We start from the raw sequence: 25,102 nt of genomic DNA, 5'->3' as shown, positions 1-25,102 counted from the left end.
AAGGTTTTTTCATGCACACGTTTGGCAATCGCCGTGATATCGACGGATTACGGGCACTGGCGGTTATTCCCGTCGTACTGTTTCATTTCGGATTCACTACATTCAGCGGCGGTTTTGTCGGCGTTGATGTGTTCTTCGTCATTTCCGGCTTCCTGATCACCTCGATCCTGTTCCGCGAAATCAGCGCCCAGCGTTTCAGTTTTCTCGACTTCTGGGGCCGTCGTGCCCGGCGCATTCTGCCGGCGTTGACTGTGGTTGTGGTTGTGACGCTGGCTTTAGGCTGGCTGTTGCTGACAGCCAAAGACCTGGCTGAACTCGGGCGGACGATTCGTTACCAGTCGCTGTTCATTTCCAACATTCTGTTCATGCGTGAAGACGGCTACTTTGCGCCGGCGTCGGAACTCAAGCCGTTGCTGCATACCTGGTCGCTGGCGGTGGAAGAGCAGTACTACATCTTCTTCCCGTTGATGATGGTCTTGCTGATGCGCTACGTCCGTCATTGGCGCTGGATGCTGTTTGCCGTGCTGCTGGTGTCGTTCGGTTTGAACATCATCTATATCGAACGCCGGCCGGAGTTTGCCTTTTTCGCCCTGCCGACCCGCGCCTGGGAATTGCTCTGCGGTGCGATGTTGGCGGTAATGCCCGTGCCCAAGCATGTTGCGCGGCCATGGCTGCGGCAGTCCGTTGGCCTGGCCGGGCTGGCGGCGGTGCTGGTGGCGGTGTTTACCTTCGACAAAACCACAGTGTTCCCGGGTTGGGCGGCGCTGTTGCCGGTATTGGGCACGACGGCGTTGATCTGGTCGGGCGCCCAGGGGGAGACATGGGCTAGCCGGTTATTGAGTGTCCGGGCTCTGGTCTGGATCGGCCTGCTGTCCTACTCGTTTTACCTGTGGCATTGGCCGGTCTATGTGTATGCCAACGCGATTTCCATCGATGGTATCCAGCCGCTCGAAGCCATCGGCTGGATCGCCCTGGCGTTGGTGTTGGCGTGGCTGAGCCTGCGCTATATCGAACTGCCCTTCCGTGAAAAACGCGTGTTTGCCAGCCGTAACTCGGTGTTGGTCGGTGGCTTGGTGTCGATTACAGTGCTGGCGATTACCGGCTCGGTAATCCGCTCGGCAGATGGTATTCCGCAGCGCCTGAGCGGCAAGGCGCTGGAATATGCGCAATCACGCGAATGGAACGCAGGGCAGTCGAAGTGCATGCACTTGAGCACCGACAAGGCGCTGACCAAGTCCTGTCTGGTGGGCGGTGAGGAAAATATTGCGGCGACAAAAATGTTCTGGGGCGACAGTCACGCCGCAGCGTTGTTGCCCGCCATCGAAGGCAATGCCAGTCGCATGGTGCAGCCAGTGTGGTTGTACAGCCTGACGGGTTGCCCGCCGATCATCGATGACAGCCTGCGCCCGCAGTGCAAGGACTTCAACCAGCGCAACATGGACCGCGTCACGAGTCTGGGGATCAAGGACGTGGTGCTGGCGGCGAATTGGAGCCTGTACGTATATGGTCGCGAAGACGGCGACGGGGATCGGCAATTCCTGCTTGATCGCAAGGACAACCCGCGTCAGTCAGAGCAGCGCATGGCCAACGCCATCAAGGCGCGTGTGGCCGAGTTGCGCGAAGCCGGCGTGCAAGTCTGGCTGTTCAAGGAAGTGCCGCTGCAGCACAAGAGCTATATCGACCGCCTGACCAGCCTGGCCCGGATCGGCCGTTCAGCAGAAGGCCTTGGTCGTCCGCTCAGTGAGCATCTGGCACGCCAGCAGTTTTTCACTGACCTGTTCGGCTCGATGAGCGCCGCCGATTCCGGTGTGCACGTCATCGATCCGACGCCGCTGATGTGCAAGGAAGGGCTCTGCGCCATCGATGTCGACGGCCACTCGCAGTACAAGGATGCGGACCACCTTTCCGACGTCGGCAGCGCCAGATTGAGCCCGTTGTTTGCACCGATCCTGCTGGGTGCCAGTCAGAATTGAGCGATCCCGGGCACTGACGGGCTGCTGTTTGCCCGTCAGAGCAGGTAGGATGTACGCCTATTTTGAGGGTGCCATCGTCAATGAAATTCAAGGATCTTCGGGATTTCGTGCAGCAGCTTGAGCAGCGCGGAGAGTTGAAACGCATCCAGATTCCCGTCTCGCCGGTGCTGGAGATGACCGAGGTGTGCGACCGCACGCTACGGGCCAAGGGCCCGGCGCTGCTGTTCGAGAAACCCACCGGCTACGACATCCCGGTGCTCGGCAACCTGTTCGGCACCCCTGAGCGGGTGGCGATGGGCATGGGCGCCGAGTCGGTCAGCGAGCTGCGCGAAATCGGCAAGCTGCTGGCCTTCCTCAAGGAGCCGGAACCGCCGAAGGGCTTGAAAGACGCGTGGTCGAAACTGCCGATCTTCCGCAAGATCATCTCGATGGCACCGAAAGTCGTCAAAGACGCGGTGTGCCAGGAAGTGGTCATTGAAGGCGACGATGTCGATCTGGCGATGCTGCCGGTGCAGACCTGCTGGCCCGGCGACGTCGGGCCGCTGATCACCTGGGGCCTGACCGTCACCAAAGGCCCGAACAAGGACCGCCAGAACCTCGGTATCTACCGTCAGCAAGTGATCGGCCGCAACAAGGTGATCATGCGCTGGCTCAGCCACCGTGGCGGCGCCCTCGACTTCCGCGAGTGGTGCGAGAAGCATCCGGGTCAGCCGTTCCCGGTGTCGGTGGCCCTTGGCGCGGATCCGGCGACCATTCTCGGCGCCGTGACGCCGGTGCCGGACAGTCTTTCCGAATACGCTTTCGCAGGGCTCTTGCGCGGTAACCGTACCGAACTGGTCAAGTGTCGTGGCAACGACCTGCAAGTGCCGGCCACCGCCGAAATCATCCTCGAAGGCGTGATCCACCCGGGCGAAATGGCCGATGAAGGCCCGTACGGCGACCACACCGGTTACTACAACGAAGTCGACAGCTTCCCGGTGTTCACCGTCGAGCGCATCACCCACCGGATCAAACCGATCTACCACAGCACCTACACCGGCCGTCCGCCGGATGAGCCGGCAATCCTCGGCGTGGCGCTGAACGAAGTGTTCGTGCCGATCCTGCAAAAGCAGTTCCCGGAGATCACCGACTTCTACCTGCCGCCGGAAGGCTGCTCTTACCGCATGGCCATCGTGACCATGAAGAAGTCGTATCCGGGGCATGCCAAGCGCGTGATGCTCGGTGTCTGGTCGTTTTTGCGACAGTTCATGTACACCAAGTTCGTTATCGTCACCGACGACGATATCAATGCCCGCGACTGGAACGACGTGATCTGGGCCATCACCACGCGCATGGATCCCAAGCGCGACACGGTGATGATCGATAACACGCCTATCGACTACCTCGATTTCGCCTCGCCGATCTCCGGCCTGGGCTCGAAAATGGGCCTCGATGCCACCCACAAGTGGCCGGGCGAAACCACTCGCGAGTGGGGCCGCGTGATCGTCAAGGACGACGCCGTCACCCAACGGATCGATGCCATCTGGAATCAGTTAGGAATAGATTGATGCGTGTAACCTTGCAGCCCTCCGGAGCAGTGCTTGAGATACAGCCCGGCGAGCGGATTCTCGATGGTGCGCGGCGCCTGGGCTACGAATGCCCGCAAAGCTGCCGCAACGGCAATTGTCATGTGTGTGCGGCGCTGCTGGTTGAAGGCCGCGTTGCGCAGGACGGCAAGGTGCACGACCACGGCGAGTTCTACACTTGCATAGCCGAGCCGCTGGAAGACTGCATCCTGCTGTGGGATGGCGTGCTCGCGCTGGGAGAACTGCCGGTGCGCAGCCTGTCGTGTCAGGTCATCGAATGCCGCGATGTGGGCGGCGACACTTGGCGCGTGCGTCTGCGTGCGCCGGCGGGCAAGCCACCGCGTTATCACGCCGGGCAATACTTGATGATCGAGCGCGAGAACGGCGAGAAGTCGGCGTTCTCCATGGCCTCGGCACCGCATGGCGGGCGTGATCTGGAAATCCACGTGCTGGCGCGCGAAGCCAGTGCACTGAGCCTGATCGAACAGCTGCAACGCAACGCCATGGTGCGTGTCGAGCTGCCGTTTGGCGATACGCATCTGGCCGAGCTGCCCGACGGGCCGTTGGTGCTGGTCGCCGCCGGCACCGGCATGGGCCAGATTCATGCGCTGATCGAGCATTGCCGCGCCAACGGCTTCAAACACCCGGTGCATCTGTACTGGGGCGTGCGCCGCCCAGAAGATTTTTATGAGATCGAACATTGGGACGAATGGCTGAAGTTGCCTAACCTGTTCCTGCACAAAGTCGTCAGTGATCAATGCGGCTGGGAAGGGCGCTGCGGCATGCTGCACGAGGCAGTCTGTGAAGACTTCCCTGACCTGAAACCGCTGCACGTCTACGCCAGCGGCTCGCCGGCCATGGTCTACGGCACCCTCGACGCTTTGGTCGAAGCCGGGATGGATGCCCATCAAATGCGTGCCGATGTGTTCGCTTACGCCCCGCGCTCTTGAGCCGCGCTCTTGAGCCTCGTGCTGAATCCGTTATAACTCCCTATATAGCCGATCGGTATTTATGTAATTGCATAAATACCGCTAGGTTATATATCAATCAGGCAATCAATTAAGAACTGTGCCATGGCACTCAAATTGCCTTAAAACATATGTGCCTTATTGTTACAGCGGTGCGTTCTATTAAGTAATTCTTCACCCGCGGGGAGCTGAACGCTATTCGCCATGAGCGCCATTGAAAACGCTTTTCTGAATTTGAATTACCCTCCGCGGCTCGATCTTGGGCCGCAGCTGACGCACGAACAACTTCTCGCTTCCATGCAATCGACCATGGCGCGCCACAAGGGCGGGCCGGTGTGGCTGTTCGCCTATGGTTCGCTGATCTGGCGGCCGGAGTGTTCGGCGGTGGAGCGGGTGCGCGGACGTGTGCATGGCTACCATCGCGGCCTGTACCTGTGGTCGCACGAGCACCGCGGTACGCCGGAAATGCCTGGTCTGGTGTTTGGTCTGGATCGTGGCGGTTCGTGCAGTGGCTTTGCCTACCGCTTGCCGGAAGACAATCTCGATACCGCACTCTATGCGCTGTGGAAACGCGAGATGCCGGTGCCGTCCTATCGGCCACACTGGCTCAACTGCCGTCTTGAAGATGGCAGTCAGGTTCAGGCCTTGGGATTTGTGTTGGAGCGACACCTGCCCAGCTATGCCGGCAACTTGCCGGATCACGTGCTGAGCCAGGTGTTCGAAAGCGCCAGCGGGCGTTACGGCACTACTCGCGATTATGTCGAGCAGACCGCGCACGCCCTGCGCAGCCACGCCATGCCAGATCGCAATCTGGAGGCGCGGCTCAAGCGCTGTCAGTCACAGGCCGATCAAGCGACCGCTTCACGGCTCTGACTGGCGACTTGCTTGTGCCACAGCGTCGGGGCCAGGAAGGCCATCGACAGCAGGCAAGCGCCCACCAGCAGGACAAAACCACCGTCCCAGCCGAAATGGTCCACGGTGTAGCCCATCGCCGCACTGGCCGCGACCGAGCCACCCAGATAACCGAACAGGCCAGTGAAACCCGCAGCGGTGCCAGCGGCTTTCTTCGGTGCCAGCTCCAGCGCTTGCAGGCCGATCAGCATCACCGGTCCGTAGATCAGGAAGCCGATCGAGAACAGCGCGATCATGTCGACGGTCGGGTTGCCGGCCGGGTTCAGCCAATAGACCAGCGTTGCCACGGTCACCAGTGCCATGAACACCATGCCGGTCAAGCCACGGTTGCCACGGAAGATCTTGTCCGACATCCAGCCGCACAGCAGCGTGCCCGGGATACCCGCCCATTCGTAGAAGAAATAGGCCCACGAGGTTTTATCGACGGTGAAACCCTTGGCTTCCTTCAGGTACGTCGGTGCCCAGTCCAGTACGCCGTAGCGCAGTAGATAGACGAAGACGTTGGCCATGGCGATGTACCAGAGCATTTTGTTGCGCAGCACGTATTTGACGAAGATCTCTTTCGCGCTGAATTCGTCTTCGTGGCTGGCGTCGTAGCCTTCCGGGTAATCGTTCTTGTACTTCTCGATCGGCGGCAGGCCAACCGATTGCGGGGTGTCACGCATGGTGATGAACGCGAACACCGCGACGCCCAGCGCTACCGCTGCCGGTACGTAGAACGCTGCATGCCAGTCGTTGAACAAGCCCATGCCGAGCAGGAACAGCGGGCCGATCAGGCCGCCGCCGACGTTATGCGCCACGTTCCACACGGACACCACGCCGCCACGCTCCTTCTGCGACCACCAGTGCACCATGGTCCGGCCACTTGGCGGCCAGCCCATGCCCTGGGCCCAGCCGTTGATGAACAGCAGAATGAACATCATGGTCACGCTGGACGTTGCCCAAGGCGCGAAACCGAAAATGAACATTACCCCGGCCGAGACCAGCAGGCCGAACGGCAGGAAGTAGCGCGGGTTGGAACGGTCGGACACCAGGCCCATGAGGAATTTCGACAAACCATAAGCGATGGCGATTGCCGACATCGCCAGACCCAGGTCGCCGCGGCTGTAGCCTTCGTCGATCAGGTACGGCATGGCCAGGGAAAAGTTTTTGCGCAGCAGGTAGTAACCCGCGTAGCCAAAGAAAATACCGGCGAAGATCTGCCAGCGCAGGCGTCGGTAGGTGCTGTCTATTTTTTCTTCAGGCAATGGAGCCTGATGTGCGGCAGGACGAAAGAAAGCAAACATTCAAGAGCTCCAGATTTCTTGTTTTGACTGCGGATGCGAATGTTACAGTTTCGTTACCGAAAATAGCACCGGTTCGCATCGAGCAAATAGCGGAAAATGTTGGAAGTCGCATGTTCCTTTACGAACCTGTCGCTCAGCTGTAAGAACAGGGCGTTTTTGTCGCGCTCGGGACGTTGTGACTTAGACTCGCGATCTACAGATCGACTGATATCTCGAGATAAGCGATGACCCGGAAAGTTCGCAGGCTATTGCCCAGACTGTTGATGGTCGCAGCGGTGACTGTTTCAGTGTTGGCACTGAGCTTCGCCCAAGGTTCTGCAGCACCAGGCCTGCGCAATGTCACCGTATTGATCATCCGTCATGCAGAAAAGCCTGATGTCGGCCGAGAACTCAATGCCCGGGGCGAACAGCGCGCCGCGGCTTACGCGGACTATTTCACCTCGTTGCAGTTGGACGACCAGACACTCACACCCCAACGTCTGATCGCTACCGCCGACAGCCCGGAAAGCATCCGCCCGCGACAGACGCTGATTGCACTGTCCCAGCGCCTGCAACTGCCGATCGAGCAGCCCTACGCCAATAACGACGTCGACAAACTGGTCAGCTCGCTGCGCAAGAATAATCAGGCGAAAACCGTGCTGATCGCCTGGCACCACAGCCACATCAACAAACTGATTGCGGCGTTCGGCGGAGACGGCCCGGCACTGATCGGTCAGCCGAAATGGCCGGTGGATGTTTATGACTGGCTGATTGTTTTGCGTTTCGATGACAAGGGGCAGTTGATCAAGTCGCGTAGCGAGAAGGTTCAGGAACATCTGATGCCAGGCGATATTGCAGGCTGAAACGGTAATAGGGTCCGTCAGAAAAGTTACCTTTGAGCATTCGCGTGGTGCGTTCGCCCGATTTACTGTCGTGTCTTGGGAAACGTCCTGCGTCCAAAGCAGAAGTTGCGCCATTCAGTTAAACGTCATAGCTCCGTAACCTTTGTGCTGTTGCCGGGATCGGCATTCGGGTGCTCAGGGGGCGGATCATGCGGTGGATTGTGGCGTTGCTTTTGTTGCTGGTCGGCGGTGTCGTGCAAGCGGCAGGAGCGCTGTTGATTCCCGAAGACAACCCCCGACCAATTTATCCACTGGCATTGTCCAGGGCCGGGATTACGGGAGAGGTTAAGGCTCGTTTCATCGTCAGGGCGGATGGCTCGGTCAGCGAAATCAGCATTCTGAAAAGCGACCACCCCGATCTGGCTGAAGCGGTCAGAGTTGCGCTGGTGCAGTGGCGTTTCAAGCCTTGGGCTGTAGAGGAGGACAAACCCGAAAAGCAGGAAGTCGTCGCGCCGATAGTCTTTCGGCTCGATCTGGATCAATCCATTCACGTCAACCAGCAACTGAAAGCCTTGCGATGCCGTGCAGTTAACGACAACCTCGCCAACATTGCAGAGTACTCATGGATCGATTCGATGGTGTTCGCACAAACCCGCGCCTATCTATCGAACGTCTTCCATAAAACTCAGCTACCGGAGGCACAGCGTCTGGCGATGATTGCCAGGATGAATCGGCAGGTTGAAAAGATTGTCAGGGCTTGTCGAGAGAGCCCTGCGCGCAAATTCATGAGCCTGTTGCCGGCGGATATTCGTGAGTTGCTTTGATAGCAAAGGCCAGTACAACCGAACCGGACATTCTGGCCTTTATCGAAAGGTCACTCAGCGAACCTGCACCACAACCTTGCCTACAGCCTTGCGCTGGCCAAGGTCATTGATCGCCTGTGCGGCATTGCTCAGCGGATAGACCTGCGACACCAGCGGTTTCAACTTGCCCTCGGCAAACCAACCGAACAATTGCTGGAAGTTCGCCGCATTGTCTTGCGGCTGGCGCTGGGCGAAGGAGCCCCAGAACACGCCGAGTACCGCCGCGCCTTTGAGCAGGGCGAGATTGACTGGCAACTCCGGAATGCGCCCGCTGGCGAAGCCGACCACCAGCAGGCGGCCATTCCAGGCGATGGCGCGGATGGCCTGGTCGAACAGGTCGCCGCCGACCGGGTCGTAAATCACATCGGCGCCCTGGCCGTCGGTGAGGCGTTTGATTTCGTCCTTGAGGCTGGTTTCGCTGTAGTTGATCAGCTCATCGGCGCCCGCAGCCTTGGCCACCGCGAGTTTCTCGGCGCTGCTGGCGGCAGCAATCACGCGGGCGCCCATGGCTTTGCCGATTTCCACAGCCGCCAGGCCGACACCGCCGGAAGCGCCGAGCACCAGCAGGGTTTCGCCCGGTTGCAGGTTGGCGCGTTGCTTGAGCGCGTGCATCGAGGTGCCGTAGGTCATGCTGAAGGCGGCAGCGATATTGAAGTCCATCGACGGCGGGATCGGCAGCACGTTATAGCCCGGTACCGCGACCTGTTCGGCGAAGCTGCCCCAACCGGTCAGCGCCATGACCCGGTCACCAACCTTGAGGTGGCTGACCTTTTCCCCGACTTCGCGGACCACGCCTGCGGCTTCTCCGCCCGGCGAGAACGGGAAGGGCGGCTTGAACTGGTATTTGCCCTCGATGATCAGCGTGTCCGGGAAGTTGACCCCGGCGGCGTGCACGTCCAGCAGGATTTCGTTCTTCTTCAGGGCGGGACTGGCGACGTCTTCCAGCACCAGCGATTCGGCAGGGCCGAAGGCTTTGCACAGCACGGCTTTCATCAGGGCTATTCCTTTGGGAGTGATGGCCGATAAGTGTAGGTGTGTCAGTCAACGGGTCAACGAGCATGCCCGGCCCTGATAGTCAGCCATAAGCTTGTGCTTGCGCGGCGGGTCGTTATGCTAGGCCGCAAACCGGATAAGGAGCGAATTGTGAAAGCGTGGATCATGTTGTTGCTGGCCCTGTCTCTGCCTGTGGCAGCGCTGGCCGAAGAAGCCAAAGAAGGCGAGGCGCCGAAGGTCAACTACATCACCCTGAGCCCGCCATTTGTGGGCAACTACGGGCTGGACGGCACGCCGAAGCTCAAGGTCTACAAGGCCGATGTGGCATTGCGCGTGACTGGTGAAGAAGCGACCAAACTGGTCAAGGCCAACGAGCCGCTGATCCGTAATCAACTGGTGGCGCTGTTCACTCAGCAGACCTCTGATGCGATGGCCAGCATCGAAGGCAAGGAAAAGCTGCGTCAGGAAGCGTTGAAGCAGACCCAGCAAGTGATGAATGACGAGACCGGCAAGCCGGTGGTTGAAGATCTGTTGTTCAACAACCTGATCATTCAATAAATCTTCTGTTGTCCGGGCCGGCCTCATCGCTGGCAGCCAGCTCCCACAAGGTTCTGCGGCGATCACAATATTGTGTTCCATCGCAAATCCTGTGGGAGCTGGCTTGCCAGCGATTGCATTATGGCAGGCGCCAAATAAATCAGGGTTTGAGGGTGATCACCGCCGCCCACTGCTCAGCCGTCACCGGCATCACCGACAACCGCGAACCCTTCTGCACCAACGGCATCTCGGCCAACGCGGTCTGCTGCTTCAAATAATCCAGCTTCAACACCCGCGCAAACGTCTCGACGTGTTCAACGTCAATCGCGCTCCAGGCATTTTTCTCCGCTGTAGCCTTCGGGTCGAAGTAATGACTTTCCGGCTCCAGTGCGGTGGGATCCGGGTACGCCGCTGCGATTATTTTGCCGATTCCGGCAATTCCCGGCTCCGGGCAACTGGAATGGTAAAAAAAGAACTCATCGCCCACCGCCATCGCACGCAGGAAGTTGCGCGCCTGATAGTTGCGAACCCCGTCCCAGCGCGCTTTGCCGAGTTTTTCCAGACCTTTGATCGAGAGTTCGTCGGGCTCGGACTTCATCAGCCAATAGGCCATGGTTTTGTGCTCCTGAAACGGTCATTGGGCAGGTTGTCGGGCAATTTTATGACAAACCGACAGTCGGTTGACGTCAGCGTTTGCGCGCAGGTTCACGTTGTCGCAAAATGCCGGCCTTTAAAGCTTGACGCTGCTGCACGGCCTACAAACGGAAACCGCTGCTGTCATCGTGATGATGTGCCTTGAGGGGGGCAATCGATGAAACGCAAACCGGATTTACTATGGACTTTGGTAATTTTGTTCGGCCTGGGCGTCGTGACCACCGGTTACGCGCAGAGCCTGTGGGCCAATAAGGCCGATGCGCCGATCGAAGTTGCGCAACAGGTTCAACAGTCGACAGCCTTCAAGCGCTGAAACGGCTTTTTCGACGCCGCTGATCTGCGCGGCGTCCTATCCTGCGAAATACCACGCCTTGTCGCTGACTGTGCCCTGTAACGGTACATCCCAACTCGCCTGCGCCAACCTCTCGACCTTCTGACATTCATGGGCCAGCCCCAGCAACGTCGGCTTGCGCCAGCTTTTGCGTCGAGCCAGATACGCCAGGCTGCGATCATAGAAACCGCCGCCCATGCCCAGTCGCCCGCCGACATCGTCAAACCCTACCAACGGCAACAACACCAGATCCAGCGCCCAGACCTTGCGTTGCTGTGCCAGATTGGCCCGTGGCTCGAGAATGCGGAAGCGATTGGGTTTGAGTTTTTCCCCGGGACGAATGCGCTGGAAAACCATCTTGGTCCGCGGCCAGGCGCTGAGCACCGGCAGGTAGGTCGCTTTGCCCCGACGCTGGGCTTCACGCAGCAGCAGGCGCGGATCGATTTCACCGTCGGTGGGCAAATACAAAGAGATGTGTCTGGCCCGGCGAAAGTGCGGGTCTTGCGCCAATTGCCGGTACAGGCCCTTGGCAGCCTGGCGTTGTTCGCTTTTGCTCAGCGAACGGCGCGCCTTGCGCAGCAGGCGGCGGAGTTGCGGGCGGGGCAGCAGCGCGGGTTCGGTCATGGTTCGGCTTCGGCAGGATGGGTGCAAAAACGTACGCATAAAAAATCCGATGGCGGTTTTCACCGACATCGGATTCGAATCAGGCTCCCCGGATGAACCGCTGTCAACTTAGCCCTTGAACCCGAAAGTTCAAGGTGGAAGATGCAGTAGACTTTAAGGCTTTCCGTCTAGCGGACATGCACACCAGCCCAACGTGCAACTTCCAGGGTAGTGCGAATCGGCTCAGGGACATCGTCAACTGGCAAGCACCCCAGGGAGTGCCGCGAGTATACCGCATGCGGCCAGTCGAATCAGCCCTTGGTGGTGGTCTGATCGTCGGCGAGCACCAGATCGACACGATCAAGCAAGTCGCGCACCTGTTCACGGGTCGAACCGCTGGCCTGGATATCCGGGCGCTCTTCTTTGTGCAAGAGGTCATGGGTGATGTTCAGTGCGGCCATTACCGCGATACGGTCGGCACCGATGACTTTGCCGCTGCTGCGGATTTCGCGCATCTTGCCATCCAGGTAGCGCGCGGCGCTGACCAGATTGCTGCGTTCTTCCTGCGGACAGATGATCGAATACTCTTTATCGAGGATCTGCACGGTGACGCTATTGCTTGAACTCATGAGTCTTGCTCCAGGGCCTTGAGGCGCGAAATCATCGATTCGACCTTACGCCGGGCGATTTCGTTTTTTTCAATGAGGTGAGCGCGTTCCTCGCGCCAGGTCTTTTCCTGAGCTAGTAAGAGTGCGTTTTGGCTCTTAAGTTGCTCGACTCGGCCAATCAGCAGTTCGAGTCTGGCCATCAGCGCTTGCAGGTCGGTGTCTTCCATTGTGTCCACTGGGTCGGAGTCTGTCTGATGGGATAGCTGGCGGACAGCCTTTAATAGTCTTGGCGAGTCTGTCGATGTAGGATACAAGGCCTTCATTCTAGACATAGCGCCGTCTGGCGCCTAGCTGCCCATGACCATTGCGAATTCCCCGTACCAAGCCTTTGCCACCCTGCTGACTGCCAGCGGCCACAACGTCTCGCCTGCCGAACTGCACGGCGTGCTGCTCGGACGCAGCTGCGCCGGTGCCGGCTTCGATAACGAAGGCTGGTTGATCGACGCCGCCGAACTGCTCGAAGGCGATATCCAGGACAACGTCCGTAACGCCTTGATCGGCCTGCAAGAGATGGTCAAAGGTGAACTGACCGGCGACGACGTCACTGTCGTCCTGCTGCTGCCGACCGATGATGCGCCACTGGCCGACCGCGCCGCTGCACTGGGCGAATGGTGCCAGGGCTTCCTCAGCGGTTTCGGCCTGAACTGCCGCGACAGCAGCATGCTCAGCACGGAAGCCACCGAAGTGCTGCAGGATCTGGCCGCCATTTCTCAGGTGCAAGACGCCCTCGAAGAATCCGAAGACGGCGAGACCGACTACATGGAAGTCATGGAGTACCTGCGCGTCGCGCCGCTGCTGCTGTTCTCGGAAACCAAGAAAGCCGACGTGCCGCCAGCCGCCAAGCCGTCGCTGCATTAATCGCGTGCCAGGGAAAGCCATCTGCCCATGACCCATATCCCGAAAGCGGAATACAGCCGTCGCCGCAAGGCCCTGATGGCGCAGATGGAACCCAACAGCATTGCGATTTTGCCCGCTGCCGCGGTGGCCATTCGCAACCGCGACGTCGAGCACGTCTACCGCCAGGACAGTGACTTCCAGTACCTCAGCGGGTTTCCCGAGCCGCAAGCCGTCATCGTTTTGATGCCCGGCCGCGAGCACGGCGAATACGTGCTGTTCTGCCGTGAGCGCAACGCCGAACGCGAATTGTGGGACGGCTTGCGCGCAGGCCAGGAGGGCGCGATCCGCGACTTCGGCGCCGACGACGCTTTCCCGATCACCGACATCGACGACATCCTCCCGGGCCTGATCGAAGGCCGCGACCGGGTGTATTCGGCGATGGGCAGCAACCCCGAATTCGATCGCCACTTGATGGACTGGATCAACGTCATCCGCTCCAAGGCGCATCTTGGCGCCCAGCCGCCGAACGAATTCGTTGCCCTGGATCATCTGCTGCACGACATGCGCCTGTATAAATCGGCGGCGGAAGTGAAGGTGATGCGCGAAGCCGCACGGATCTCGGCGCAAGCCCACATCCGCGCGATGCAAGCCAGTCGGGCCGGGCTCCACGAGTACAGCCTCGAAGCCGAACTCGACTACGAATTCCGCAAGGGCGGGGCGAAAATGCCCGCGTACGGTTCCATCGTCGCCGCCGGGCGCAACAGCTGCATCCTGCATTACCAGCAGAATGACGCAGTGCTCAAGGACGGCGATCTGGTGTTGATCGACGCTGGCTGCGAGATCGATTGCTACGCCAGCGACATCACCCGCACTTGGCCGGTCAACGGCAAGTTTTCGCCCGAGCAGAAAGCGATCTACGAATTGGTACTGGCCTCGCAGGAAGCCGCGTTCGCTGAAATCGCCCCGAACAAGCACTGGAATCAGGCGCACGAAGCCACGGTTCGAGTGATTACCACGGGGCTGGTGAAGCTCGGATTGCTGCAAGGCGAGGTCGATGAATTGATCGCCAGTGAAGCCTACAAAGCTTTCTATATGCACCGCGCCGGTCACTGGCTGGGCATGGATGTACACGACGTCGGCGAGTACAAGGTCGGCGGCGAATGGCGCGTGCTGGAAGTCGGCATGGCGCTGACTGTGGAACCGGGCATCTACATCGCTCCGGACAATCAGAACGTTGCGAAGAAATGGCGCGGCATCGGCGTGCGCATCGAGGACGACGTGGTGGTGACCAAAACCGGTTGTGAAATCCTCACCAGCGGCGTGCCGAAAACCGTCGCCGACATCGAAGCGCTGATGGCGCAAGCAAGGGCACACGCGGCATGAGTCGAGTCAATCTGGCAATCATCGGTGGCGGTCTGGTCGGCGCCAGTCTGGCGTTGGCCTTACAGGCCGGCGCCAAGGCGCGAGGCTGGAAGATCGTGCTGATCGAGCCGTTCGCTCCCGGCGACAGCTGGCAGCCGAGCTACGACGCACGTTCGTCGGCGTTGTCCTTCGGCTCCCGGCAGATTTATCAACGCTTGGGCGTGTGGCAGGAAATCTCCCGTCGCGCCGAGCCGATCAAACAGATTCACGTGTCCGACCGTGGCCGTTTCTCTACCGCGCGCTTGTCGGCGATGGAAGAGGGCGTGCCAGCGCTCGGTTACGTGGTGGAGAACGCCTGGCTTGGCCAGTGCCTGTGGCAGCACATCGACAAAGACGTAATCAGTTGGCGCTGCCCGGCGGAAGTCACGCGCATGGAACCGCTGCCCGACGGCTATCGCCTGACCCTCAACGATGAAACCACCCTTGAGTGCGACCTCGCAGTGCTCGCCGATGGCGGTCGCTCCGGTCTGCGCGAGCAGTTGGGTATCAACGTGCGCAAGCGTCCGTACAACCAGAGTGCGCTGATCGCCAACATCACCCCGAGCGAAGCGCACAACGGCATGGCCTTCGAGCGTTTCACCGACGAAGGCCCGATGGCGCTGCTGCCGCTGCCGGACAACCGCTGCGCACTGGTCTGGACGCGTCTGGGCATGGACGCGCAGCGCTTGGCCGATTTGAGCGAGCGCGATTTCCTCAGCGAATTGCAGGGTGTGTTCGGTTATCGCCTCGGAACTTTGAAGCAGGTTGGCGCACGGCATTTGTATCCGCTGATGCTGGTCGAAGCCGAAGAGCAGGTGCGTTCGCATCTGGCCGTGCTCGGTAATGCTGCGCATAGCCTGCACCCGATAGCCGGGCAGGGTTTCAACCTCTCGCTGCGTGATGCCGATGCCTTGGCCGCCGCGTTGTTGTCCAGTGAAAAGCCGCTGGGCGACTTCGCCACGTTGCAGGCTTATCGCGAGCGGCAGCGCCTCGATCAGGACCTCACCGTCGGTTTTTCCGATCAGGTCACGCGCCTGTTTGGCAGCACGCAGCCGCTGGTTTCGCTGGGGCGCAACATCGGTTTGCTCGGTCTCGATCTGTTGCCGCCGGCCAAGCGCTGGTTTGCGCGTCAGGCCATGGGTTTGGGAACGCGTCCGGATGCGTAACTGGTTGATCCGTTCGTTCGGCAAGGCGCGGTTGATGCGCTGGATCATGACGTTCTACCCACCATATCTAGGCGCCGGTGTTCGGGTTCGGCACATCAGCGATGATTTTCGCGACGTGCAGGTGTCGATGGGGCTGGGCTGGTACAACCGCAACTACGTCGGCACGCAGTTTGGCGGCAGTCTGTATTCGATGGTCGATCCGTTCTTCATGCTGATGCTCATGGAAAACCTCGGATCGAAGTACATCGTCTGGGACAAGGCTGCCGACATCGATTTCATTGCGCCGGGCAAAGGCCCGGTGTTCGCCCGCTTCAATATCGACGAGACCTTGCTCGCCGAGATTCGCCAGCAGACCGCCAGTGGCGAAAAGTACCTGCCGCAGTTGCAGGTCGACATTCATGACGGCGCCGGCAATCTGGTGGCGCGGGTCGGTAAAACCCTTTACGTGCGGCTCAAGCCGCAAGCGAGACAGGCTTAAAGCATGGAAATGCGCGCAGATCTGCTGATTGTCGGAGCCGGAATGGTCGGCAGTGCCTTGGCGCTGGCGTTGCAGGACAGCGGCCTGGAAGTCCTGCTGCTCGACGGCAGCCCGTTGAGCGTCAAACCGTTCGATGCCGACGCGGCGTTTGAACCGCGCGTGAGCGCCTTGTCTGCCGCCAGTCAGCGGATTCTCGAACGCCTTGGCGTGTGGGACGGCATCGCCAAACGCCGCAGCAGCCCGTACACCGACATGCACGTCTGGGACGGCAGCGGCACCGGGCAGATTCATTTCTCGGCGAGCAGCGTGCATGCCGAGGTACTCGGTCATATCGTCGAGAACCGCGTGGTGCAGGATGCCTTGCTCGACCGTTTGCACGATTGCGATCTGGGCATGCTGGCCAATGCGCGGCTGGAACAGATGCGCCGCTCGGGCGATGACTGGCTGCTGACGCTGGCCGATGGTCGACAGTTACGCGCGCCGCTGGTGATTGCCGCTGACGGCGCCAATTCGGCAGTGCGACGTCTGACCGGTGTGGCGACGCGTGAGTGGGATTATCTGCACCACGCCATCGTCACCAGTGTGCGCAGCAGCAAACCACACCAGATGACCGCGTGGCAGCGTTTTACCGATCACGGGCCGTTGGCGTTTTTGCCATTGGAACGTGACGGGCAGCAGGATTGGTGTTCGATCGTCTGGTCGACCACGCCGAGCGAGGCCGAGCGTTTGATGGCGCTGGATGAAGCGGATTTCTGCCGTGAGCTGGAGCGCGCCTTTGAGGGGCGTCTTGGTGAGGTAATCAGTGCTGACCCGCGACTGTGCGTGCCGCTGCGTCAGCGCCACGCCAAACGCTATGTGGCTGAAGGCTTGGCGTTGATCGGCGATGCGGCGCACACCATTCACCCGTTGGCGGGGCAGGGTGTGAATCTGGGTTTCCTTGATGCGGCGGTGCTCGCTGAAGTGCTGTTGCAGGCGGCGGAACGCGGTGAGCGTTTGGCCGATGTGAAGGTGTTGAGCCGTTACGAGCGTCGGCGCATGCCGCATAACCTGGCGTTGATGGCGGCGATGGAAGGGTTTGAGCGGTTGTTTCAGGCTGATCCGTTGCCGGTGCGTTGGTTAAGGAATGCCGGGTTGAAGCTGGTTGAGCAGATGCCGGAGGCGAAGGCTTTGTTTGTGCGGGAGGCCCTCGGGTTGACGGGTGATCTTCCGGCGCTCGCAAAGCCTTGATCTTTTCGTTGCTGCTGATGGCCTCATCGCGAGCAGGCTCACTCCTACAGGGGTGGCGGTCAATCATGCAACATCTGGTAACTCCTTCAAAAAGAGTTCGATTGAGGTGGTAAATGTGAGTCCTTATCATTTGGCCCACATTTCCCGACCGAGAGACCACTCCCATGTTGGCACCCAAGCGTCTTCTGACCGCACTGGCCTTGACCCTGATCGGCAGCACCACGGCCCAGGCCGCTGATGAGGTGGTGGTTTACTCGTCGCGCATCGATGAACTGATCAAACCGGTCTTCGATGCCTACACCGCCAAGACCGGGGTGAAGATCAAGTTCATTACTGACAAGGAAGCGCCGCTGATGCAGCGCATCAAGGCCGAAGGTGAAAACGCCACCGCCGACCTGCTGCTCACCGTCGACGCTGGTAACCTCTGGCAGGCCGAGCAGATGGGCATCTTGCAGCCGTTCACCTCGAAAACCATCGACGCCAATATTCCCCTGCAATATCGCTCGTCCACTCACGCCTGGACTGGCCTGAGCCTGCGCGCGCGGACCATCGCCTACTCCACCGAACGCGTGAAGCCGGGCGAGCTGACCACCTACGAAGCGCTGGCCGACAAGAACTGGGAAGGGCGCCTGTGCCTGCGCACGGCGAAGAAGGTCTACAACCAGTCGCTGACCGCGACCATGATCGAAGTCCATGGCGCCGAGAAGACCGAGAAGATCCTCAAGGGCTGGGTCAACAACCTGTCCACCGACGTGTTCTCCGATGACGTTGCGGTGCTCGAAGCGATCAACGCCGGGCAGTGCGACGTCGGCATCGTCAACACGTACTACTACGGCCGCCTGCACAAGCAGAAACCGGAGTTGCCGGTGAAACTGTTCTGGCCGAACCAGGCCGATCGTGGTGTGCACGTGAACCTGTCCGGCATTGGCTTGACCAAACATGCGCCGCACCCGGAAGCGGCCAAGGCTTTGGTTGAGTGGATGACCACGCCTGAGGCGCAGAAGATTTTTGCTGATGTGAACCAGGAATTCCCGGCCAACCCGGCGGTGGCGCCTTCGGAAGAAGTAGCGGCGTGGGGCAAGTTCATTGCCGATACGTTGCCGGTGGAAGTGGCGGGCAAGCGTCAGGCTGAAGCGATCCGGATGATGGATCGGGCGGGTTGGAATTGAGGCTTTTCCGATAGACTTGTCTGCTTCAAGATCGCAGCCCCTCACCCCAGCCCTCTCCCAAGGGAGAGGGAGCCGATCTGTGTTGTTTTCGAAACTTGAGTTCGACTCAATATCTCAGTTCGATGTAGCTTGCATGAGTACCTCACCCTAGCCCTCTCCCTTTGGGAGAGGGCTAGGGTGAGGGCAACAATCCCAACCTGAAATACCTAATCCAAGAACACCCCAATCCCCCCAGAGACCCAAAAGTGGCCCACCCCGCCCAACGCCGCTGGTACCCCATCGTCTTCGCCATCGCTGCGCTGGTGCTGTTGCCCCTGAGTGTCCTGCTGCTCTCCTGGCAAACCATCGATCAGCAGATCTGGTCGCACTTGTGGCAAACCCAGATGCCACGCCTGCTGGGCAACACCCTGACGCTGGTCGTCGGCGTCGGTGTCGGTGTGACGCTGCTCGGTGTCAGCCTCGCCTGGCTCACCAGCCTCTGCGAATTCCCCGGGCGGCGCTGGCTCGACTGGGCACTGATGCTGCCTTTCGCCATTCCCGCCTATGTGTTGGCCTTCGTTTTCGTCGGCCTGCTCGACTTCGCCGGCCCTGTGCAGACCTTGCTGCGCGAATGGTTCGGCACCGGCCTGCGCCTGCCACGGGTGCGCTCCACCAGCGGGGTGATCATCGTGCTGGTGCTGGTCTTCTATCCCTATGTTTACCTGCTGGCGCGCACCGCGTTCCTCGCGCAGGGCAAGGGCTTGATGGAAGCGGCGCGGGTGCTCGGGCAATCGCCGTGGCAAGCCTTCTGGCGCGTGGCATTGCCGATGGCGCGGCCAGCCATCGGTGCGGGTGTGGCGCTGGCGCTGATGGAAACCCTGGCGGATTTCGGCGCGGTGTCGGTGTTCAACTTCGACACCTTCACCACGGCGATCTACAAAACCTGGTACGGCTTCTTCAGCCTGTCGAGCGCGGCGCAACTGGCCAGCCTGTTGCTGCTGGTGGTGATGCTGGTGCTCTACGGTGAACGCCGTGCGCGCGGGGCTAATCGGGCAAGCAACGAGCGGCCACGGGTCAAGGCGCTGTACCACCTGCGTGGATTCAAGGCGCTCGCGGCGATGAGCTGGTGCGGATTGGTCTTCGCCTGCGCTTTTGTCATCCCGATGCTGCAACTGATCGTCTGGTTCTGGCAGCGTGGACGTTTCGATCTGGATGAGCGTTACGCCGGGCTGATCCTGCACACCCTGTATCTGGGCGGCATGGCGGCGCTGATTACGGTCAGTGTTGCCCTACTGCTAGCGTTCGCTCGGCGATTGGCGCCGACGCCAGCGATCAACTCCGGGGTTGGTCTGGCCAACCTCGGTTACGCCTTGCCGGGTTCGGTGCTGGCGGTGTCGATCATGCTGGCGTTCAGTTATCTGGACCGTGAGCTGGTGATCCCACTGTCAGGCTGGTTCGGCGGCGCTGCCAAACCGCTGCTGCTCGGCAGTCTGGCCGCTCTGCTGATGGCCTATCTGGTGCGCTTCATCGCTGTCGCGTACGGCCCGCTGGAAAACAGCTTGGCGCGTATACGGCCATCTTTGCCCGAAGCAGCACGTAGCCTCGGTGTCAGTGGGCCGCGACTGTTTTTCAAAGTGTATCTGCCACTGTTGCTGCCCGGCACGCTGAGCGCCGCGTTGCTGGTGTTCGTCGATGTGCTCAAGGAAATGCCCGCGACCCTGCTGATGCGCCCGTTTGGCTGGGACACGCTGGCGGTGCGGATCTTTGAAATGACCAGCGAAGGCGAATGGGCACGGGCGTCATTGCCGGCGTTGACGCTGGTTCTGGTCGGCTTATTGCCGGTCATCGGACTGATTCGCCGTTCTGCGCACAGAAACACTTAGTCGTCAGTCCTGAATCATGCGGCTACAATGCGCGGCATTCGGTGCGGTTAGTCTGACAGACCTGTTCGCTGGAATCGGCTGAGAGCCTTCTATTTCAAGGCTTTCACCCGTGCAGCGGCTGTCCGCACCTTCGCCACGCCCGGAAGGAGAAACCCATGGGACAGCGTACGCCTCTGTATGACCTGCATCTCGCCTTAGGCGCGAAGATGGTCGATTTTGGCGGTTGGGACATGCCACTGCATTACGGCTCGCAGGTCGAGGAGCACCACGAAGTGCGCCGCGATTGCGGGGTGTTCGATGTATCCCACATGACCGTGATCGATGTCACCGGCAGTCAGGCCAAGGCCTGGCTTCAGCATCTGCTGGCCAATGATGTCGACCGCCTGCACCGCCCCGGCCGTGCGTTGTACAGCACCATGCTCAACGAGCGCGGCGGCATCGTCGATGACATGATCGTCTATCGTCTCGATGACTGTTATCGCCTGGTGTTCAATGCCTCCACTCGCGATCAGGATCTGGCCTGGATGAACGCGCAGCGCGGCGATTACGACGTGCAACTGCACGAACGCGCCGAACTGGCGATGCTCGCCATTCAAGGTCCGCAGGCTCGGCACAAGATTGCCGAACTGGTGACCCAGTCGCGCGCCACGCTGATCCAGCACCTCAAACCCTTCGAAGGCTATACCGATGGCGACTGGTTTATCGCCCGGACCGGTTATACCGGTGAGGATGGTCTGGAAATCTGTCTGCCGGCCAGTCAGGCGCCGGGGTTCTTCAACGATCTGGTCGGTGCCGGCATTTCCCCGATCGGCCTCGGTGCCCGCGACACTCTGCGGGTTGAAGCCGGTATGAACCTTTACGGTCAGGACATTCATCAAGACGTTTCGCCGCTGGCCTCGAACATGGCCTGGAGCATTGCCTGGGAACCGACTACGCGCCAGTTCATCGGCCGCGCCGCGCTGGAAGCGGAAAAAGCCGCCGGTGTTGCACACAAACTGGTCGGCCTGGTGCTGGAAGAGCGCGGTGTTTTGCGCGCTCATCAAGTGGTTCGCATCGCTGATGTTGGCGAAGGGGAGATCACCAGTGGTAGTTTCTCTCCTACGCTAAGCAAATCGATTGCCCTGGCGCGTGTGCCGATGGCCACCGCCGACCGCGCCGAAGTGGAAATCCGTGGCAAGTGGTACCCGGTACGAGTGGTCAAACCGACCTTCGTACGCCATGGCAAAACTTTGATCTAACCTTTTCCGGCGGGCAGCCCGCTGACAATTTCTTGAGGACACCGAAGATGAGCGATATCCCTGCCGAACTGCGTTTTGCCGAAAGTCACGAATGGGCCCGTCTGGAAGCCGACGGCACCGTAACTGTGGGCATCAGCGATCACGCGCAGGAAGCGCTGGGCGATGTAGTGTTCGTCGAACTGACCGAAGTGGGCAAGGTGTTCGCTGCCGGTGATCAATCCGGTGTGGTCGAGTCGGTGAAAGCCGCTTCCGATATCTATTCGCCGGTCAGCGGTGAAGTCATCGCAATCAACGAAGAACTGGGCGCCTCGCCCGAGCTGCTGAACTCCGACCCGTATGGCGCGTGGATCTTCAAGCTCAAGCCAAGCGACAAGGCTGAGCTGGACAAGCTGCTGGATGCTGCAGCGTACAAGGCTGCCATCGGCGAGTAAGCGTTAAGCAACACCCCAAAGCCCCGACTTGTCGGGGCTTTTTTTTAGGATCAAAAGATCGCAGCCTTCGGCAGCTCCTACAGGAGGATGGTGTACATCTTGTAGGAGCTGCCGAAGGCTGCGATCTTTTGATCTTCAAGGGCACTGCTATGCTGGTTTGACCGTGTTGCATTGACGCCGAGCGCCAGCCAAGAGAGAGCCCGTCATGTCCCAGTTGCCGTCCCTGAGCCAGTTACGCGACCCCGACGCTTTTCTGCGCCGTCACCTCGGCCCCGATGCTGCCGAACAGCAGGCGATGCTCGACAGCCTCGGCCTCGGTAGTCGAATCGAACTGATCGAGCAAACGGTGCCGCCAGGCATTCGCTTCAATCGCGCGCTCGACCTGCCGGCGGCGCTGGATGAACAAGCCGCGCTGGCCAAGCTGCGCAGTTACGCCGAGCAGAATCAGGTCTGGACCAGCCTGATCGGTATGGGCTACCACGGTACCCTGACGCCAACCGTCATCCTGCGCAACGTGCTGGAAAATCCCGGTTGGTACACCGCGTACACGCCGTATCAGCCCGAGATCGCGCAGGGCAGACTCGAAGCGCTGCTGAATTTTCAGCAGCTGACCATCGACCTCACCGGCCTCGAATTGGCCAATGCGTCGCTGCTCGATGAAGCCACGGCAGCGGCGGAAGCCATGGCACTGGCCAAGCGTGTGGCGAAGTCGAAGAGCAATCTGTTTTTCGTCGATGAGAACTGCCACCCGCAAACCATTTCCGTGGTGCAGACCCGTGCCGAAGGCTTCGGTTTCGAGCTGATCATCGACGCTGTGGATAACTTGAAGCAGCATCAGGTGTTTGGCGCGCTGCTGCAATATCCGGACACTCATGGCGAGGTTCGCGACCTGCGTCCGGCGATCGATCACTTGCATGCGCAACAGGCATTGGCTTGTGTCGCTACTGATTTATTGAGCTTGCTACTGCTGACACCCCCGGGAGAGTTGGGCGCGGATGTGGTGTTCGGTTCCTCCCAGCGTTTTGGTGTGCCAATGGGTTATGGCGGCCCGCACGCGGCGTTCTTTGCCAGCCGCGAGGAATACAAAAGGGCGATTCCCGGGCGGATCATCGGTGTGTCGAAAGATGCCCGGGGCAACGTCGCGTTGCGCATGGCATTGCAAACCCGCGAGCAACATATCCGCCGCGAGAAGGCCAATTCGAACATCTGTACGGCGCAGGTATTGCTGGCCAACATCGCCAGTTTCTACGCGGTCTATCACGGCCCGGAAGGCTTGAAGCGCGTGGCCCAGCGTGTGCACAGGCTGACCTGCATTCTGGCGGCAGGGCTTCAGCGCAAAGGGATCAACCGGATCAATGCGCAATTCTTCGACACGCTGACGCTGGACGTCGGCGGTGCGCAAACGGCGATCATCGAGAGTGCTCAGGCTGCGCAGATCAACCTGAGAATTCTCGGCCGTGGGCGGGTAGGGCTGAGCCTCGACGAAACCTGCGATGAAGCCACCGTCGCCAGACTTTTCGATGTATTGCTCGGGGCTGATCATGGGTTGACCGTCGTCGATCTCGACGCCGAGGCGCTGACCTCAGGCATTCCCGACAACCTGCAACGCCAAACACCGTATCTGCGTCATCCGGTGTTCAACGCGCATCACAGCGAAACCGAGATGCTGCGCTACCTCAAGCAACTGGAAAACAAGGATCTGGCGCTCAACCAGTCAATGATCCCGCTGGGCTCCTGCACCATGAAACTCAACGCCACCAGCGAAATGATCCCGATCACCTGGCCGCAGTTCGCTAACCTGCATCCGTTCGTGCCGCGTGAGCAGGCGGTCGGTTATACGTTGATGATCGAAGAACTGGAGCGCTGGCTCTGCGCAATCACCGGGTTCGATGCTATTTGCATGCAACCCAACTCCGGCGCCCAAGGCGAGTACGCCGGGTTGCTGGCGATCCGCAAATACCACGAAAGCCGTCAGCAGGGCGCGCGGGAGATCTGCCTGATTCCGTCCTCGGCCCATGGCACCAACCCGGCTTCGGCGCAAATGGCCGGGATGCGTGTGGTGATCGTCGAGTGCGACGAGGCGGGCAACGTCGATCTGGAGGATTTGAAAGCGAAAGCCGCCGAGGCTGGGGATAAGTTGTCGTGCCTGATGGCGACCTATCCGTCGACCCACGGGGTGTACGAGGAGGGCATCAGCGAGATCTGCGAGGTTATCCACAAGTACGGCGGTCAGGTTTACATGGACGGCGCCAACCTCAATGCGCAGGTCGGGCTGGCGCGGCCTGCGGACATCGGCGCCGACGTGTCGCACATGAATTTGCACAAGACTTTTTGCATTCCCCATGGCGGCGGTGGGCCGGGCATGGGGCCGATCGGTATTCGTGCGCACCTGGCGCCGTTCGTCGCCAATCATCCGGTGGTGCCAATCGATGGGCCGTTGGCGCAGAACGGCGCCGTCAGCGCAGCACCGTGGGGCAGCGCGAGCATTTTGCCGATCAGCTGGATGTACATCGCCATGATGGGGCCGCAGCTGGCCGATGCCAGTGAAGTGGCGATCCTGGCGGCGAATTACCTGGCGCAGCATTTATCCGGCGCGTTCCCGGTGTTGTACACAGGACGCAACGGGCGTGTGGCTCATGAATGCATTCTCGACCTGCGACCGTTGAAAACGCAGACCGGCATCAGTGAGGAAGACGTAGCCAAGCGTCTGATGGATTACGGCTTCCATGCACCGACCATGTCATTCCCGGTACCGGGGACTTTGATGGTCGAGCCGACCGAGAGTGAATCCAAAGCAGAGCTGGACCGATTTATTGGTGCAATGTTGAGTATTCGCGCGGAAATCACTGAGGTGCAGAACGGCAACTGGCCGACCGAGGACAACCCGCTGAAACGCGCGCCGCATACCCTGGCGGATGTCACCGGGGTGTGGGAGCGGCCGTACAGCATCGAGCAAGGAATTACCCCGGATGCGCACACGAAAGCGCACAAGTATTGGCCGGCGGTGAATCGGGTCGACAATGTCTACGGCGATCGCAATCTGTTCTGCGCCTGCGTCCCGGTGGACGACTACCGCTGATACTTAGGTCCACTCAGTTCCCCTCTAGGAGTGAGCCTGC

The 25,102-nt window shown here is 60.2% G+C and carries 24 protein-coding genes and 1 other RNA gene; 18 read left to right on the top strand and 7 right to left on the bottom strand.

The window, feature by feature from the left end; translation table 11 throughout:
* Window positions 1-11: 11 nt before the first annotated feature.
* The 4 genes from ACZZ0A_RS24300 to ACZZ0A_RS24285 all read left to right on the top strand — a co-directional run bounded on the left by ACZZ0A_RS24300 (window position 12) and on the right by ACZZ0A_RS24285 (window position 5,379).
* The gene (locus ACZZ0A_RS24300; protein WP_463543831.1) at window positions 12-1,973 is read left to right on the top strand and encodes an acyltransferase family protein; all 1,962 of its coding nucleotides are present in this window, start codon (window positions 12-14) and stop codon (window positions 1,971-1,973) included.
* Window positions 1,974-2,053: 80 nt separating this feature from the next.
* Window positions 2,054-3,520, top strand: coding sequence for a 4-hydroxy-3-polyprenylbenzoate decarboxylase (gene ubiD, locus ACZZ0A_RS24295; RefSeq protein ID WP_007911173.1), 1,467 nt, complete (start codon window positions 2,054-2,056; stop codon window positions 3,518-3,520).
* Window positions 3,520-4,488 (top strand): CDP-6-deoxy-delta-3,4-glucoseen reductase, encoded by a 969-nt coding sequence (locus ACZZ0A_RS24290; RefSeq protein WP_016985911.1) that lies wholly within the window; start codon window positions 3,520-3,522, stop codon window positions 4,486-4,488. The genes ubiD and ACZZ0A_RS24290 overlap by 1 nt, the downstream gene beginning before the upstream one ends.
* Before the next feature lie 222 nt (window positions 4,489-4,710).
* Complete coding sequence (locus ACZZ0A_RS24285) at window positions 4,711-5,379, top strand: gamma-glutamylcyclotransferase (RefSeq protein WP_007911177.1); 669 nt, start codon at window positions 4,711-4,713, stop codon at window positions 5,377-5,379.
* Here the strand turns inward: ACZZ0A_RS24285 and glpT are convergent.
* Window positions 5,355-6,704 carry a glycerol-3-phosphate transporter gene (glpT, locus tag ACZZ0A_RS24280; RefSeq protein ID WP_007911178.1) on the bottom strand — a complete coding sequence of 450 codons (1,350 nt, stop codon included), beginning with the start codon at window positions 6,702-6,704 and terminating at the stop codon, window positions 5,355-5,357. The two genes, ACZZ0A_RS24285 and glpT, sit on opposite strands and share 25 nt — an antisense overlap.
* A gap of 224 nt (window positions 6,705-6,928) precedes the next feature.
* Between glpT and ACZZ0A_RS24275 the strand changes: the two genes are divergently transcribed.
* The gene (locus tag ACZZ0A_RS24275) at window positions 6,929-7,546 is read left to right on the top strand and encodes a hypothetical protein (protein WP_007911180.1); all 618 of its coding nucleotides are present in this window, start codon (window positions 6,929-6,931) and stop codon (window positions 7,544-7,546) included.
* A 188-nt stretch (window positions 7,547-7,734) separates the two neighbouring features.
* Window positions 7,735-8,349, top strand: a complete 615-nt coding sequence (locus ACZZ0A_RS24270) for an energy transducer TonB (RefSeq protein ID WP_463543830.1) — start codon at window positions 7,735-7,737, stop codon at window positions 8,347-8,349.
* 54 nt (window positions 8,350-8,403) lie between these two features.
* Here ACZZ0A_RS24270 and ACZZ0A_RS24265 read toward each other — a convergent pair whose 3' ends face one another.
* Window positions 8,404-9,381 carry an NADPH:quinone oxidoreductase family protein gene (locus ACZZ0A_RS24265; RefSeq protein ID WP_007911184.1) on the bottom strand — a complete coding sequence of 326 codons (978 nt, stop codon included), beginning with the start codon at window positions 9,379-9,381 and terminating at the stop codon, window positions 8,404-8,406.
* Window positions 9,382-9,531: 150 nt separating this feature from the next.
* On the opposite strand from ACZZ0A_RS24265, the gene ACZZ0A_RS24260 reads away from it, so the two are divergent.
* Entirely contained in the window at window positions 9,532-9,939 is a 408-nt protein-coding gene (locus tag ACZZ0A_RS24260; RefSeq protein ID WP_042705040.1) for a flagellar basal body-associated protein FliL, read from the top strand.
* Between the two features lie 139 nt (window positions 9,940-10,078).
* Here the strand turns inward: ACZZ0A_RS24260 and ACZZ0A_RS24255 are convergent, their stop codons facing one another.
* Window positions 10,079-10,531, bottom strand: a complete 453-nt coding sequence (locus tag ACZZ0A_RS24255; RefSeq protein WP_007911191.1) for an EVE domain-containing protein — start codon at window positions 10,529-10,531, stop codon at window positions 10,079-10,081.
* Window positions 10,532-10,729: 198 nt separating this feature from the next.
* Here ACZZ0A_RS24255 and ACZZ0A_RS24250 point away from each other — a divergent pair, with 198 nt between their 5' ends.
* The gene (locus ACZZ0A_RS24250) at window positions 10,730-10,885 is read left to right on the top strand and encodes a hypothetical protein (RefSeq protein WP_007911192.1); all 156 of its coding nucleotides are present in this window, start codon (window positions 10,730-10,732) and stop codon (window positions 10,883-10,885) included.
* Window positions 10,886-10,921: 36 nt separating this feature from the next.
* On the opposite strand, the gene ACZZ0A_RS24245 is transcribed toward ACZZ0A_RS24250, so the two are convergent.
* The 4 genes from ACZZ0A_RS24245 to ACZZ0A_RS24230 all read right to left on the bottom strand — a co-directional run bounded on the left by ACZZ0A_RS24245 (window position 10,922) and on the right by ACZZ0A_RS24230 (window position 12,341).
* Entirely contained in the window at window positions 10,922-11,527 is a 606-nt protein-coding gene (locus ACZZ0A_RS24245; protein ID WP_007911194.1) for a 5-formyltetrahydrofolate cyclo-ligase, read from the bottom strand.
* 81 nt (window positions 11,528-11,608) lie between these two features.
* A non-coding RNA gene (gene ssrS / locus ACZZ0A_RS24240) (6S RNA) lies at window positions 11,609-11,787 on the bottom strand.
* 30 nt (window positions 11,788-11,817) lie between these two features.
* Entirely contained in the window at window positions 11,818-12,135 is a 318-nt protein-coding gene (locus tag ACZZ0A_RS24235; protein WP_007911195.1) for a cell division protein ZapA, read from the bottom strand.
* Window positions 12,132-12,341, bottom strand: coding sequence for a TIGR02449 family protein (locus ACZZ0A_RS24230; protein ID WP_007911197.1), 210 nt, complete (start codon window positions 12,339-12,341; stop codon window positions 12,132-12,134). Before ACZZ0A_RS24230 ends, ACZZ0A_RS24235 begins: the two co-directional genes overlap by 4 nt.
* A gap of 130 nt (window positions 12,342-12,471) precedes the next feature.
* On the opposite strand from ACZZ0A_RS24230, the gene ACZZ0A_RS24225 reads away from it, so the two are divergent.
* From ACZZ0A_RS24225 to gcvP, 10 genes are all read left to right on the top strand, one after another.
* Window positions 12,472-13,032: a YecA/YgfB family protein gene (locus tag ACZZ0A_RS24225; RefSeq protein WP_134176010.1), complete on the top strand. Its 561-nt coding sequence runs from the start codon at window positions 12,472-12,474 to the stop codon at window positions 13,030-13,032.
* Between the two features lie 27 nt (window positions 13,033-13,059).
* On the top strand, window positions 13,060-14,394 hold the full coding sequence (pepP, locus tag ACZZ0A_RS24220; protein WP_463543829.1) for a Xaa-Pro aminopeptidase: 1,335 nt from the start codon (window positions 13,060-13,062) through the stop codon (window positions 14,392-14,394).
* The gene (ubiH, locus tag ACZZ0A_RS24215) at window positions 14,391-15,578 is read left to right on the top strand and encodes a 2-octaprenyl-6-methoxyphenyl hydroxylase (RefSeq protein WP_095112840.1); all 1,188 of its coding nucleotides are present in this window, start codon (window positions 14,391-14,393) and stop codon (window positions 15,576-15,578) included. Before pepP ends, ubiH begins: the two co-directional genes overlap by 4 nt.
* Window positions 15,571-16,056 (top strand): DUF4442 domain-containing protein, encoded by a 486-nt coding sequence (locus ACZZ0A_RS24210; protein WP_463543828.1) that lies wholly within the window; start codon window positions 15,571-15,573, stop codon window positions 16,054-16,056. Before ubiH ends, ACZZ0A_RS24210 begins: the two co-directional genes overlap by 8 nt.
* Window positions 16,057-16,065: 9 nt before the next feature.
* On the top strand, window positions 16,066-17,283 hold the full coding sequence (locus ACZZ0A_RS24205; protein WP_162835966.1) for a 2-octaprenyl-3-methyl-6-methoxy-1,4-benzoquinol hydroxylase: 1,218 nt from the start codon (window positions 16,066-16,068) through the stop codon (window positions 17,281-17,283).
* 164 nt (window positions 17,284-17,447) lie between these two features.
* Entirely contained in the window at window positions 17,448-18,452 is a 1,005-nt protein-coding gene (locus tag ACZZ0A_RS24200) for an extracellular solute-binding protein (RefSeq protein WP_016772637.1), read from the top strand.
* Between the two features lie 245 nt (window positions 18,453-18,697).
* Complete coding sequence (locus ACZZ0A_RS24195) at window positions 18,698-20,314, top strand: ABC transporter permease (protein WP_414894584.1); 1,617 nt, start codon at window positions 18,698-18,700, stop codon at window positions 20,312-20,314.
* Window positions 20,315-20,469: 155 nt separating this feature from the next.
* Window positions 20,470-21,552: a glycine cleavage system aminomethyltransferase GcvT gene (gcvT, locus tag ACZZ0A_RS24190; RefSeq protein WP_007911214.1), complete on the top strand. Its 1,083-nt coding sequence runs from the start codon at window positions 20,470-20,472 to the stop codon at window positions 21,550-21,552.
* A gap of 47 nt (window positions 21,553-21,599) precedes the next feature.
* A complete protein-coding gene (gcvH, locus tag ACZZ0A_RS24185) occupies window positions 21,600-21,983 on the top strand; it encodes a glycine cleavage system protein GcvH (RefSeq protein ID WP_007911216.1) in 384 nt (127 codons plus the stop codon).
* Between the two features lie 205 nt (window positions 21,984-22,188).
* On the top strand, window positions 22,189-25,062 hold the full coding sequence (gene gcvP, locus ACZZ0A_RS24180; RefSeq protein ID WP_463543827.1) for an aminomethyl-transferring glycine dehydrogenase: 2,874 nt from the start codon (window positions 22,189-22,191) through the stop codon (window positions 25,060-25,062).
* Window positions 25,063-25,102: the final 40 nt, after the last annotated feature.

This window comes from Pseudomonas sp. AC242 (assembly GCF_979258655.1).
Note: the sequence above shows the minus strand (reverse complement) of the source record. Positions and strands in the feature narration are given on the sequence as shown.

Coding starts and splice junctions, on each gene's coding strand:
- gcvP (WP_463543827.1), top strand. CDS start 22,189: ATGTCCCAGTTGCCGTCCCTGAGCCAGTTACGCGACCCCGACGCTTTT.
- ACZZ0A_RS24230 (WP_007911197.1), bottom strand. CDS start 12,341: ATGGAAGACACCGACCTGCAAGCGCTGATGGCCAGACTCGAACTGCTG.
- pepP (WP_463543829.1), top strand. CDS start 13,060: ATGACCCATATCCCGAAAGCGGAATACAGCCGTCGCCGCAAGGCCCTG.
- ACZZ0A_RS24235 (WP_007911195.1), bottom strand. CDS start 12,135: ATGAGTTCAAGCAATAGCGTCACCGTGCAGATCCTCGATAAAGAGTAT.
- ACZZ0A_RS24300 (WP_463543831.1), top strand. CDS start 12: ATGCACACGTTTGGCAATCGCCGTGATATCGACGGATTACGGGCACTG.
- ACZZ0A_RS24205 (WP_162835966.1), top strand. CDS start 16,066: ATGCGCGCAGATCTGCTGATTGTCGGAGCCGGAATGGTCGGCAGTGCC.
- ACZZ0A_RS24265 (WP_007911184.1), bottom strand. CDS start 9,381: ATGAAAGCCGTGCTGTGCAAAGCCTTCGGCCCTGCCGAATCGCTGGTG.
- ACZZ0A_RS24225 (WP_134176010.1), top strand. CDS start 12,472: ATGACCATTGCGAATTCCCCGTACCAAGCCTTTGCCACCCTGCTGACT.
- ACZZ0A_RS24275 (WP_007911180.1), top strand. CDS start 6,929: ATGACCCGGAAAGTTCGCAGGCTATTGCCCAGACTGTTGATGGTCGCA.
- ubiD (WP_007911173.1), top strand. CDS start 2,054: ATGAAATTCAAGGATCTTCGGGATTTCGTGCAGCAGCTTGAGCAGCGC.
- glpT (WP_007911178.1), bottom strand. CDS start 6,704: ATGTTTGCTTTCTTTCGTCCTGCCGCACATCAGGCTCCATTGCCTGAA.
- ACZZ0A_RS24285 (WP_007911177.1), top strand. CDS start 4,711: ATGAGCGCCATTGAAAACGCTTTTCTGAATTTGAATTACCCTCCGCGG.
- ACZZ0A_RS24200 (WP_016772637.1), top strand. CDS start 17,448: ATGTTGGCACCCAAGCGTCTTCTGACCGCACTGGCCTTGACCCTGATC.
- ACZZ0A_RS24245 (WP_007911194.1), bottom strand. CDS start 11,527: ATGACCGAACCCGCGCTGCTGCCCCGCCCGCAACTCCGCCGCCTGCTG.
- ACZZ0A_RS24210 (WP_463543828.1), top strand. CDS start 15,571: ATGCGTAACTGGTTGATCCGTTCGTTCGGCAAGGCGCGGTTGATGCGC.
- ACZZ0A_RS24250 (WP_007911192.1), top strand. CDS start 10,730: ATGAAACGCAAACCGGATTTACTATGGACTTTGGTAATTTTGTTCGGC.
- ACZZ0A_RS24290 (WP_016985911.1), top strand. CDS start 3,520: ATGCGTGTAACCTTGCAGCCCTCCGGAGCAGTGCTTGAGATACAGCCC.
- ACZZ0A_RS24270 (WP_463543830.1), top strand. CDS start 7,735: ATGCGGTGGATTGTGGCGTTGCTTTTGTTGCTGGTCGGCGGTGTCGTG.
- gcvH (WP_007911216.1), top strand. CDS start 21,600: ATGAGCGATATCCCTGCCGAACTGCGTTTTGCCGAAAGTCACGAATGG.
- ubiH (WP_095112840.1), top strand. CDS start 14,391: ATGAGTCGAGTCAATCTGGCAATCATCGGTGGCGGTCTGGTCGGCGCC.
- ACZZ0A_RS24255 (WP_007911191.1), bottom strand. CDS start 10,531: ATGGCCTATTGGCTGATGAAGTCCGAGCCCGACGAACTCTCGATCAAA.
- gcvT (WP_007911214.1), top strand. CDS start 20,470: ATGGGACAGCGTACGCCTCTGTATGACCTGCATCTCGCCTTAGGCGCG.